This is a genomic window from Pseudomonadota bacterium, assembly GCA_026388315.1.
Lineage (GTDB): Bacteria > Desulfobacterota > Syntrophorhabdia > Syntrophorhabdales > Syntrophorhabdaceae > MWEV01.
Map to the genome: position 1 here is coordinate 1 of JAPLKA010000052.1, position 12347 is coordinate 12347.

At 44.6% G+C, this 12347-nt stretch carries 10 protein-coding genes; 4 read left to right on the forward strand and 6 right to left on the reverse strand.

Annotated features, from left to right (window positions below; translation table 11 throughout):
* Positions 1-242: 242 nt before the first annotated feature.
* Genes NTX75_06605 through NTX75_06615 form a run of 3 tightly spaced genes read right to left on the reverse strand, consistent with a single transcriptional unit; the run spans position 243 to position 3759 of the window.
* Complete coding sequence (locus NTX75_06605; GenBank protein ID MCX5815902.1) at positions 243-1733, reverse strand: response regulator; 1491 nt, start codon at positions 1731-1733, stop codon at positions 243-245.
* A 42-nt stretch (positions 1734-1775) separates the two neighbouring features.
* Positions 1776-2141 carry a response regulator gene (locus NTX75_06610; GenBank protein MCX5815903.1) on the reverse strand — a complete coding sequence of 122 codons (366 nt, stop codon included), beginning with the start codon at positions 2139-2141 and terminating at the stop codon, positions 1776-1778.
* A 1-nt stretch (position 2142) separates the two neighbouring features.
* A complete protein-coding gene (locus NTX75_06615) occupies positions 2143-3759 on the reverse strand; it encodes a PAS domain-containing sensor histidine kinase (GenBank protein ID MCX5815904.1) in 1617 nt (538 codons plus the stop codon).
* A 462-nt stretch (positions 3760-4221) separates the two neighbouring features.
* On the opposite strand from NTX75_06615, the gene NTX75_06620 reads away from it, so the two are divergent.
* Positions 4222-5256: a tetratricopeptide repeat protein gene (locus NTX75_06620; protein MCX5815905.1), complete on the forward strand. Its 1035-nt coding sequence runs from the start codon at positions 4222-4224 to the stop codon at positions 5254-5256.
* A gap of 256 nt (positions 5257-5512) precedes the next feature.
* Here the strand turns inward: NTX75_06620 and NTX75_06625 are convergent, their stop codons facing one another.
* From NTX75_06625 to NTX75_06635, 3 genes are all read right to left on the reverse strand, one after another.
* On the reverse strand, positions 5513-6724 hold the full coding sequence (locus tag NTX75_06625) for a patatin-like phospholipase family protein (protein ID MCX5815906.1): 1212 nt from the start codon (positions 6722-6724) through the stop codon (positions 5513-5515).
* A 275-nt stretch (positions 6725-6999) separates the two neighbouring features.
* Positions 7000-7938: a ParB/RepB/Spo0J family partition protein gene (locus NTX75_06630; GenBank protein MCX5815907.1), complete on the reverse strand. Its 939-nt coding sequence runs from the start codon at positions 7936-7938 to the stop codon at positions 7000-7002.
* 477 nt (positions 7939-8415) lie between these two features.
* Complete coding sequence (locus NTX75_06635) at positions 8416-9330, reverse strand: cation diffusion facilitator family transporter (GenBank protein ID MCX5815908.1); 915 nt, start codon at positions 9328-9330, stop codon at positions 8416-8418.
* A 256-nt stretch (positions 9331-9586) separates the two neighbouring features.
* On the opposite strand from NTX75_06635, the gene NTX75_06640 reads away from it, so the two are divergent.
* The 3 genes from NTX75_06640 to NTX75_06650 all read left to right on the forward strand — a co-directional run bounded on the left by NTX75_06640 (position 9587) and on the right by NTX75_06650 (position 12347).
* On the forward strand, positions 9587-10576 hold the full coding sequence (locus NTX75_06640) for a hypothetical protein (protein ID MCX5815909.1): 990 nt from the start codon (positions 9587-9589) through the stop codon (positions 10574-10576).
* Positions 10577-10709: 133 nt separating this feature from the next.
* Positions 10710-11579: a DUF4384 domain-containing protein gene (locus NTX75_06645; protein ID MCX5815910.1), complete on the forward strand. Its 870-nt coding sequence runs from the start codon at positions 10710-10712 to the stop codon at positions 11577-11579.
* 9 nt (positions 11580-11588) lie between these two features.
* Complete coding sequence (locus NTX75_06650; protein ID MCX5815911.1) at positions 11589-12347, forward strand: hypothetical protein; 759 nt, start codon at positions 11589-11591, stop codon at positions 12345-12347.

Below are 12347 nucleotides of genomic sequence, written 5' to 3' on the forward strand. Positions count from 1 at the left end.
AGAAGGGATGAGGGATTGCCGTTTAAAAAGGCATTATTTGCAACAGCGCATAAACTGATAAGGACCATATTTGCTATGCTGACGAAAAGAACACATTATGTGAGCGGGGAGATGATAACTGGTTGACTACAAACAAACAGCTTCATAAACGTTGAAGAACAATTATTACCACTTAAAAGCGTCGATGCCTGCGATAGTATTATCGCTGCAATTTTTTCTCTCCATCGCCGTAATCATGTTCCTCACTCTAACTTGAACCCCTTCTCGCTGAACAGCTTCAAGCATACCTCGACCACCTTCTCATCATAGAGAATACCTTTGTTCTTCTCTATCTCCTCCAGGGCCACCTCTATACCGAGGGCAGGCCTGTAAGGACGGAATGAAGCCATTGCCTCTACTACATCAGCAACAGAAATGATTTGTGCCTCAAGGAGGATGTCATTGCCTTTGAGACCATTGGGATAGCCTGAGCCATCCAATCTCTCGTGGTGTTGAAGGACTATTTCTGCTATGGGATACGGTAACCCCACATCCTTTAGTATGTCATAGCCTGTCTGAGAGTGGACCTTGATGAGGCTCATTTCTATGTCGGTTATTTTGCCGGGTTTACTTAGTATCTCGGTAGGGACTGAGATTTTTCCGATATCATGGATAATGCCCGCCATGCGGATAGTATCAACTGTATCGCTTGAGAGTCCCATCTCCTGTGCAATGGTGCGGGCAAGGTTTGATACCTTCCTTTGGTGACCTGCGGTATAGGGGTCTCGGGTCTCTACAGTCATTGACACTACCTGGATAGTGCCGGCTAAGGATTTTCTCAGTTTCTCCATAGTTTGTTGGAGTGATTGTTCGGCAAGTTTACGTTTAGCGATATCTTCAAACGTCCCTTCGTAGTACATGAGGACACCATGTTCATCACGCACACAACGGGCATTAATCGACACCCAGATGGTAGAGCCATCTTTACGGTAATACTCTACCTCATAGCCTTCAACGATGCCATGCTCTTCAATGAGTCCCATGAATTGTGTGCAATCCTCAGGATTGACATAGAGTTGGTGGCCCAAATCTGTAATGCATTCGATCAATTCTTCCGGTGATGAGTATCCGGTCAATCTTGCAAATGATTGGTTTATACTGAGGAACCGCCCTTTTGGTGTTGTCTGGAAGATACCTTCCACGGAATTTTCGAAGATACTGCGGAATTTTTCCTCACTCTTGGTTAACGCCGCCTCCGCCCGCTTGCGATCGATGATTTCCTGCTGCAGGTTCTCCAAGGCATGCTTCAATTCCTCGGTCCTCCTGGTTACCTCGGACTCCAGTTCTTTCCGGTAATTACTCATCAATTCGTTGTAGGCCTTGACCTTGAGCAGGGACCCGACCCTGGCTAAAAGCTCCATCTTATCAACAGGATATGAAATAAATTCATCACAACCTGCTTCAATTCCCTTGACCCGATCTTCCGTTTCCCGCAATATGGTAACCAAAATTATCGGAAGTAGTCGATGTTTATCATCTTGCCTGACCCTGCGGGTAACTTCAAAACCATCCATGCCGGGCATCATTACGTCCAGCAGAATCAGATCGATTTGATTCCCGGAAAGTTTCCCCAGCGCTTCTTCACCGTTTGCCGCCTTGACAATTTCATAACCCTGCGGAACAAGATATGCTTCGAGAAGTTCAATGTTTTGGGGCTGGTCATCGACAACTAAGATTACCGGTTTGTCTTTCATCTTCTACCTCTTTTGAATTCCTTATCAATCATATTGGAAAACTTACTTTATAAATTGACTAATTTCTTTCGCAAAGGTGCGCGTATTGATCGGCTTACCGATAAATCCGGCGTTCGTTATGTCTTTTATCTCTTCTCTGCCTTCTGCCAGTACAGAAGCAGTCACAAAAACAATGGGAATATCGCATGTCTCTTTGTCTTGACGTAATATCCTGGCGGCTTCGGTACCACGCATATCTGGAAGCCGCACATCCATAATTATGATATCCGGTTTTTCTCTCCTGGCAATGACAATTCCGCTGGAAGCATCTTCAGCTTCAAATACTTCGAAGCCGGCGACCTCCAAAAGGTCTTTTTCCAGCATCAGATTGTTTCCATTATCATCGACAACCAATGCTTTCTTCCTCATCTCACACCACCCTCCCGGATATAATAGGCAAAGTAAACCAAACCGAGGTGCCTTTATTTAGCCCCTCTGATTCTACAGAAAGCTTCCCGCCGTGCAGCTCAACCATCTTTCTAGAGAGCGGTAAACCGAGTCCGGTCCCCTCAGTTACCCGAGAATATGGGGTATCGACACGGAAAAACCCTTCAAATATTTTCCCCATGTTTTCAGGCGCGATACCAATCCCCGTATCCCAGACCACTATTTCTATCTCGGAATCCGCTTTCTTCGCCCTCATGCCAATTTTACCGCCCTCGGGGGTAAATTTAACTGCGTTTGAAAGCAGGTTGTAAATGATCTCTTTTACCTTGAGCTCATCCGCCTCAATATTCGGCAGATCTTCGGCTATTTCAAGCAACATTTGAAGCTTCTTTTTACTGACCATATCCGCTACCAGCAGTGAAATCTCACTTAATAGGCTTTTCATGGGTAAGCTGGATAAAGCCAGCTTCATCTTTCCGGCTTCAACTTTTGCCATATCAAGTATCTGATTTATCAGTAAGAGAAGGTGCTTTCCGCTGGTTAAAACATTATTAACGTATTTCTTCTGCTTCTCATTCAGCGGTCCGAAAGTCTCGTCGGATAATACCTCAGAGAAACCGTTAATGGAGTTAAGCGGGGTCCTGAGTTCATGCGACATGTTAGCCAGGAATTCAGATTTTACCCGAGCGGTACGTTTTAACTCGGTGGCCAACTCCTTTAACTCTTCATGGGCTTTTTCCAACCCATTTTCTATCTCCCTGCGCTCGGTGATGTCCTCAATGGCCAGGAGAATGATCCGTTCTTTGCCCAACACTCTTTGAATCTGCCGGGCATTCAAAAGCATGATGCGCCTGCCAATGGTAGCAAAATCGTGTTCAACTTCATAGTTATCAAAGGTTGCCTTTTGGGGAAGGATGGTTTCCAGCAGTTCCCGCAGCTTGGGGATATTCCACTGTTTATTGCCCAGGTCATAAATAAGCTGCCCTACAGTCTCTTCAGGTTTTACCTTGAAGACTTCATAGAAGGAACGGCTGACCGTGACCACCCTGAGATCTTGATCCAAAGAAATTAAGGGTTCACGCACGGTGTTGATGATGCTCTCAGCGAATTCACTGGCTTCATCTGCGGTTTTTTTAATAACTTCCAGTTCTTTTCGGGTCTTTTCCAGGCCGGCTTCTATCTCCCTGCGCTCGGTGATGTCCTCAATGGCCAGGAGAATGATCCGTTCTTTGCCCAACACTCTTTGAATCTGCCGGGCATTCAGAAGCATTATGCGCCTGCCAATGGTAGCAAAATTGTGTTCAACCTCATAGTCATCAAAGGTTGTTTTTTGGGGAAGGATGGTTTCCAGCAGTTCCCGCAGCTTGGGGATATTCCATTGTTTATTGCCCAGGTCATAAATAAGCTGCCCTACAGTCTCTTCAGGTTTTACCTTAAAGACGTCATAGAAGGAACGGCTGGCGGTGACTACCCGTAAATCCTGGTTTAGAACGATTAAGGGTTCACGTATGGTGTTGATCATGCTCTCAGCAAATTCACTGGCTTCATCTGCGGATTTTTTAATAACTTCCAGTTCTTTTCGGGTCTTTTCCCAGCCCATTTTCTATCCCCTTACGCTCGGACTAAACAATGGAAGACCTTTATATATGTCACTGTCTATTTGCAGTATCTATAAGGATTATTAATCGTTTTTTTTCTTTTTGCAAGTCAAATACGTATTGCGGACGAATAATGTTTTCTGTATATCCATATTGGAGATTGCTGGATGAAATCTTGTACCCTTGGCTAACATTGGTTGTTATTTGTTACAGGAAGTTTCCCAGCATCCTTGTGAATCTTCTATTTCCTCAATAAAAAGTGAATATTTCAGCTATACATGATATAAGTGAAAATAGTTGAAGTTAATATTTCTATGTCTTGATATAACCACAGGGGGTGACTCGTGAGGTTCTATTTCCTCAATAAAAAGTGAATATTTCAGCTATACATGATATAAGTGAAAATAGTTGAAGTTAATATTTCTATGTCTTGATATAACCACAGGGGGTGACTCGTGAGGTTTATGGAATCGAAGCATATTGCATCTCATCAAACAGTTTCCTTGCTCTGCTTCACCATTATTATAGGTATGTGCATATTTTTCCCCTCCCCTGCGTCAGGAGAGATGAAAACCGTTACACACACAGTCAAACAGCCATTTGGGGGTAGCCAATCCCCTGACGATGCAAGGATAGCAGCAGTAGCACGAGCAAAAAGGGAAGCTCTGGAAATGGCAGGGGTCTACGTGGAAGGTCTCACCGTTGTCAAAAACTCACAGGTCGATAAAAATGAAACCCTTGCCCTGACAGCAGGGGTACTCAAGGCAGAGGTAGTTTCTCAGGAGAATTATGCTACAAAAGATGCCTTCGGCGTTGCGGTAGTGGTCAGAATAAATGTAGATACCTCTGTCCTTGAAGGCCGGGCAAAGAAGCTCCTTGCAGATAGGACACATCTTGAACAACTCAATCAGGCAAGGAAGAAGGAAAAGGATTTGCTCGATACAGTTGCAAAACTGCAGGAGGAAAACAAGCGTCTCACGAAAAGTAAGCAAAGCACGGAACAGTTAAAAAGCCAGTTTCAAGAAGCCTCACAGGGTCTCATGGCAGTGGACTGGTTTGATAAAGCAACAGCGCTCTGGCAAGACGGCAAATACTCTGACCCCAAAAAAGCCATTGATTATCTGAATAAAACTATTCGTCTTAAACCTGATTATGCCGATGCATACTATAACCGGGGGGTAGCATACACGAAGCTCGGTCAGTACCAACAGGCAATTAAGGATTACGATGAGGCTATCCGTCTTAAACCTGATTATGCCGATGCATACTACAACCGGGGGATAGAATACGACGATCTCGGCCAGCACCAGCAGACTATTAAGGATTATAATGAGGCTATCCACCTAAAACCTGATTATACAGATGCGTACTTAAGACGGGGGGCAGCATATTTACTTATGGGTGATAAAACACATGGGTGCAGTGATGCTCAGAAGGCGTGTAGTTTGGGGAATTGCAAGGCATACGAATTGGCAAAAAGGAAAGGTGATTGCCGTTAAGCGACAACCGACTTATTCCTGTATCCTTTTCGGTCTTAATCGGGTTTTAAGTTTTTGTAACATCTCAGATTATTACCAGATGAAATATTGTATGTTGAGGGTAAGCGCTAAATGCTTGATAACAGGAAGGCAGTGTGTATCTCAGGCAAAAACCGTGCAGCCTCTGTTTCGGTAAGAAGCATAAAGCCTTGTTTTAGGCTCATATTAGGACAAAACATAACACTTGTCAGTGCCTGACCTCTACGATTCCTTCGTGTCAGTATTCACCCTCACTTGGCTTCCAAATGCGACGATCGGCTGTTCGTTTGGGCGGACACTTTGGTTCTCGTTCCATTTTCAATTTGTAACAGAGTGCTTTTATATCATCAGCTCGTTCTGCAATAAGATTTTGGGCTGCTTGTTTCAGCTTTTGTATATTGTCATGACTTACATCATCCAAATCTCCCTTAAAACCTTTCAATTCCGGCTGAAAACGATAGTATTTATATTCGGGCTCAGGCATTATGCGATATAAGTCATTTTCTACACCAGGGTCTGAAAAAACGATGTTTACAAGAGGTTTGGCCCAGCCCAAAAGCCCCCAATTGTATGCATCTTCAAATGGTATTTTGATAGGAACAACCCCGGTGCCCAGTGAAACCAGGAGTATGTCGTTCGAGGGGGGTTCTGCCCGGGCGTGCGGAGCAGACAGTAGTGCATAGAGGGCTGGATTGTTAGCAAAAACACCTCCATCAATCAGAGTGATGTAACCCTCGTCATTAATATTTTTTGGAACCGGAAGCCTTACCGGAGGAAAGTAGGTTGGAGCAGCTGAAGCTGCGCGTGCAACATCACGCATAAAGAACACATCGTTCGGGTATCTGCTGCTATCAAAGAAATAATGCTTCTGCTCCGGTTCAATCTCGTAAGCTGTAATCTGCACATTAGTCAAAGCACTATCCAGGGGGGTATCTCCGAAGAAATCTTTCAAAACAGTCTCTATGCCTTCAGTTGCATATTTTGGTCGAAAAAACGGTCCGGTATTTTTTAGGATGCTGAAGCGAGAGGAGAAAATAATTTCACCCTTGGTCTCATAAAAATCAGCCAACTGCTGAGCTGTATACTGAGGCTTGTATTGATCCTGGAATTCTGGCTTGGAAAGCCCTAAAGCTATGATTCCGCCAGTTGAAGTACCAACCATCAGATCAAAAAGTTCGGCAATAGGTTGTTTAGTTTGATTTTCTATTTCGGCCAATAAAAGCGCAGGAATAATACCGCGGATGCCTCCACCATCGATTGAAAGAACTCTTACACAGTGCCCAGGTCTTGGCCCGGGAATCGACGAAACCGCAAATTCAGTGGCCCCTCCTGGAGTAAATTGTTTAGGGAGTGTTGGTTTCGGGGGCACAGTAGAGGCACACGTCGCCATTATAACAGTTATAGAAGCGGTTAATACTATCCTTACAGCGATATGAGCTAAAATAGCCATTAGTAGGAAATAGGATCAAGCCTTGAATTATCAGTTTTCTTTCTCAATCACACCCCTTTATTCATTCTCCTGCTATTTCAATTATTTTGCAAGCAAAAATTTATATGTGGCATTGGTGAATATCATTTGAAATCGAGCATATGAAACGCCAGGGGTAAAAACTCTCTTTCAGGAAGAAGCGCGCGGCTAACCCCTCTACGCTCTACGCTCCTTTCACTGCCTTCATCACCGATACGCCGATACACCGTCTCGCCGGTTCGGTTCTTCTCGCCTGCTCACACCTGTGGTGGCTTTTTCTTCTCCGGAGCAGGTTCCGGGGCAATCGGTATCCGCAGTTCCACTAAAGCGCAGAAAACATGCAGCTCATCAAGAAGCGTTACAAGGTCTGGCTTTGTATATTTTGCGATGCCCGTCTCAATGCTTGACTCTACGGATCGCAAGTTGGCAATCTGTTTTGTCATAGGTATGAGCTTTGTGACAACTGGGTCCGGTTTGACCTTCTTATATGCTGTGAGCAATTTCTCAAGTGCGCGATAGGTTGTGGGCGTTTTCATAATGGCCTCAAAAATCTTGTCGCGATCTGGACAATCGAGGTTCGAGGCAAAGAGATACCCCTGGGAAACGGGGAGATTTCCTGATCGGATTTCTGCCTGAATCTCAGGAGGAAGCTTTAAAAGTGAAATCGTGCGAAGCATTGTCCGTGTTGACTTTCCGGAGATTTCAGCAGTTGTTGACAATGTGTCAACAATTTCCTTGATCAGACTTTCAGGTCTCATCTCGTATTTCACCAGATCGCTCATCACCCCGTCCACATCATACCCCTTATCAGGATGCCTTGCCTGAATATATGCCAATATCCCCTTTGCCTGATCCATGGGGTTTAAGTCTTCCCGTTGGAGGTTCTCGGTGAGTTGAAGTGCTATCGTCTCACCTGATTCCTTGCCTGCTTCTATGACCCTCACCGGTACTAATTCATGTCCGAGTTGCCGGGCTGCCTCCAGACGTCTCTCCCCGCAGATGAGGCTGTATAAGTCGCCGTCTCCTTTTGTCACAAGGAGAGGCTCTAAGATACCCTTGTCTTTGATTGATTGCACAAGCGACTTAAATGAGTCTGTTTCTGTACTAATAGTAGATCGTACCTGTTCCAGCACTACGATATTACCTACTGGAACGTACAAGAACTCAGGATTTACACTTGTCTTCTTCGTCGCCATATTATTTCCTCCCCTTTTTAAATTCAGGTTTTATCAAAACCTTTATTTTGCCGCCCGCTTACGCTCGACAAATACGGACAGGAGCAGACAAGAGATTCTGTTTTTTTTGCCCCGCCGACAATGGCGGGCCAAAACTTTCAGCCCTAACGGGCGAATATATTAAATTTTACTCTGCCCGAAGGGCATGGAGTATATCGGGCGCCAGGTCGGCAGCCGATATAAAATATCGTCCAGCTTTTGTCTGCGTCCGTCTGTGGCTAAATAAAAAGGTTTTTCACGTCTTTCTTGACATTATTGTTTTGTTGAAATTCTAACCCTGCAACACGGAAAATTCAAATATTTTCTTATGTTCTGGCATTTTAAAGATAAAAGTGGACTCCGCAAAGGAACTAAAGATCGGATTGCGGTCTTTTCCACTATTCACTATTCACTCACGGTGGATTATAAAATCAGGAAAGAAGCGTAAGCTGCGGGTGATTAACGCTTGCCCGCATTCCTTGTGATTTTACAGGTCAAATCTGTCAGCTCACAGTCATACGAGCATGGTTCGATGTGGATTACAACGTCGATAGTGTCAATGTTGTTCTCCAATTCATGTTCAATTTCACTTGCCAGTTTATGAGACTCATCGATGTTTGCCTTTCTGCAGATGAGTAAATGAAAATCCACGTATTTTTTATTGCCAGCAAACCTGCTTCTGAACTTATGGTATCCGGCGTAAGGATATGGGGTTTTTTCAATAATGCTTTCAATTTCTTTTTCAACAGGTTCAGGAATCCTCGTATCCATAAGTCCGAGGAAACCTGTCTTTAATATCTTAATTGCAGAGAAAATGATGATGAAACCGGTGATAACGGCAAAAAGATAATCGAAATAGGTCATACCGGTATAATAGGTAATTATAATCGCTGCTATAGCGGCTGAGTTTGAATAAAGGTCGCTTGTATAATGGAGGGCGTCTGCCTTCAGTGGGTTTGACCCTGTCTTGTTGCCGATCCTTCTCAAGACCGTTGAGATGACTGCACTAAAGGCAAGTGAAAGTATCATTACCCCGAGATCGAAAACTGAATAGGCAATGACTTCTTTGCGGAGAAATTTCTCTACTACGCCATGAAATATTGTGATTCCTGAAAAAATTATAACAAAGGACTGGATGACTGCGGCGATATCGGCAGCCTTTCCATGACCGTACTGGTGATCGATATCAGCAGGTTTTGCAGCCTTTTTTATGGCAAAAAAATTTATGCCGGACATAAAGACGTCAAGGAGGCTATCGAGACCGGAAGCCGCAACCGCCATGGAACCGGATATTAATCCCACTGCAAATTTACTCAATGCAAGGATAGAGGCTGATATAATTGCAAATAACGAGGCTTTTTGTTGTATATCCATGTATTGGCCGTTTAGATTACTAATATAAATCTATTTTGAAAGGCAACACAAGCTTTTCTTGATCGTAACCGACTTGATGCTTATACAGGCCTTGACTATAGCTTTAAATGTGGTATAAATATCCGATGTGTATTATCTGTCCGGCGTTGAATTCCAATGCATTATTATTATATTAGGTATGGTTTTTCAGATAGAATGATAACGAACAACCAAAGTTATTATGCAAAACTCGCCTTATGGCATTAAGGAGACAATGATGAAAAAAAATACAATTATATCTATGATTGTGATATGTTATGCATTATTTTTTGAAGTCGGATACGTCCATAGCCTTGGTTTTTCCATGGAAGATTTTAAATCGGTTGTAAGGGCAAGGATAGAGGCGACCGGCGGCAGGGACACATGGCATTATCGTGTGTTCAACAAAGACCCGGTAACGGGCAAGTACGGTTCCTGTGTCGATGCGTCTCGCGATCGCGGGAAAGACATTGCTACCGCTATCAAAAGTATGCAGTATTATGGCAGGTTTGGTTTATTGGGCGCAAGAGTCGGTACAATGAGCGGATACAATGCACTTTCCATTGTTCCGGAAGCGATAAGGAAGGAATATATAGGCACCATAGGTGCAGGGAGCATGCACACATACAATGTGGTTGAAATCTATGACGCCAATGGAAAGTCATATTACATGGTTGAAGTGGACAATTACCTGAAGCCCATATTTATATCTGCCCACGAAAACAGATCGGTCAACTGGGATGCAGACAACACCTGGCTCATTGAAGACATTCCTCCAATTATAAAATCTGTTCAGGTAAGCAATCGGCCATCTGCAACGATATGTGATATGGTTGAGTTTCGGGTTTACGCCGATGCTGCGCCATGGGTAAAGAAAAACTTGAAATATAAATGGATGTACGTCGGAGGAACAAAGATATTAGGAACAGGAGATACTTTAAGATTCCGCGCTGACTACCCGTACACCTACAATCTTAAGGCAATTATTTACCAGGATACTACCGGTGAAGAAGTGGACTTTGCCGAAGCAATCGGAACGATGACAGTCCAGCAGACATCTCCCCCTCGCAGCAGTTGCGATACCGGACGGGCATATACCGGAAGGAAGTATACCTCACCACATGCTCAATCCTCAAGACCGTCTGTTTCGTCGCCACAGCAACCCGCTGATAAAGTAAAAGATGCCCTTGATGTGTTCAAAAAAGCCGGGGGGTTTTTTGGTAAATAATAATAATGAACTGAAGAATGAACTCGAAAAATATTTAATATTGCGGTCATGTTTACTATAGATTTTATTGACTTTTATCGGGAACAATATCAGAATAGCATTAATATATTAAACATAAATCAAGGAGGTTAGCATGAAAAAGTATTGCGTCGTTTTTATGGTGCTGTTTCTTATCTGTTTCCTGGGCAACAGCGTTTCTGCCCAGACACCAAAAGGCGCCAAAGCCCTTTTTGACAGTGGGGAAGGTACTACCGTAAAGATGTCTTCGGGTCCGCGCGCGTCTGCCCCGGCCGCCACTCAGGCAGCCGCCCCTGCAAAATACGTGGGAATTTCATACAAACTTGTCCTGCTGCGTCCTGACGGGAGGTTTGACATTGTGCCCAAGTCACGTGTTTTCAGGTCAGGGGAACGTCTTAAACTCCTCGTGAGAACGAACAAACCGGGTTATCTCACAATTTTGAATATAGGAACGTCAGGCAATACAAATGTCTTATTTAACGATTATATTGAAGGACTAAGTATGCTCGAAATCCCGAAAGCAGGCAATTTCCGTTTTTCGGGTGACCCGGGTTCTGAAAAGCTGTTAATCATGCTTTCCGGCAGTCCGAACCCGCTTGGATCTCCCCGGACAACAACCGTTGCACAGGCTTCGGGGGCAATGTCGCCTCTACCGCCTCCTCCTGGGCCTACAGCAGATGCGGGTAACCTTCCGCCTCCTCCTCCACCCCCTCCTCCCGGCGCCACAGCAGATGCAAGCAGTCTTCCGCCTCCTCCTCCCGCAATGTTAGCAAACCTTCAGGGCTCAAAGGATATCGTGATGGATGATAACCAGAAAACATCTTATGCCGTCATATCACCGAAAAACGGCTGGAAACCTGAACCCAAGGGCAAAAAGGATATCGTTCTCGAATCGAGTGGCGGTGAAAATTATGGTGTCATTCCGGCATCATATATAGATGATGGGAAGATACTTACCCTCGAAATCAACTTAAGACATAAATAGGAGACTCTGATGAAAATGAGATATATGAAACTTTTTGCTGTGTTGTCAATTTTTGTTTTTGTGCTCTCATCATGTGCATCAATGCTCCCATCTCCCGACCAGATTACGTCGGAAGAGGATTTGATTGCGGCGAGGAATAAATGTTTTGCCATGTATACCATCGGCGGTGCCGGCCTTGGTGCGATTGCCGGCGGACTCATAAAAGGTGACTGGGCAGGCGCCGGCGTAGGGGCAGCAGTAGGAGGCGCTATCGGATTTGCCTATGCCTGGGGCAAGTGCCTCTCCCTATATTCCACACTCAAAAGCCAGCCTGCTGCAGGCTATGCCGAAACTGCTCAGAAAGCTAATTACAACTCATCACAGGGTAATGTTGTTAAGATTGAAGACTTTAACATAAATCCTACTAAAGTGCTCCAGGGCGGCTCAGTCGGTCTGAGCGGATCGTATTATGTGATGGCGCCTGAGGGAACAAAAGAAATGAAGGTCACCGAGACAAGGACAGTCAAATATTTTGACCCGAAAAAGAGTGAATTTGTTGAACTCGGCAGCGTTGACCAGGAAATTACTGCAGCGCCTGGTTCGAGAAAGGCAGACGGTAAATTTGACATACCGAAGGATGTGCCTGAAGGCCGCTATATAATCGCCTTTAAAGTTTCAGCAGCGGGCAAAGAAGACACAGTTGCAAAAGAAATGCTCGTCCAGAAGGCAGCAGCTTCAAACGCAACAGCAAACACAGAGGTAGCCTGTTTGACCGCAACCATGTGGTAA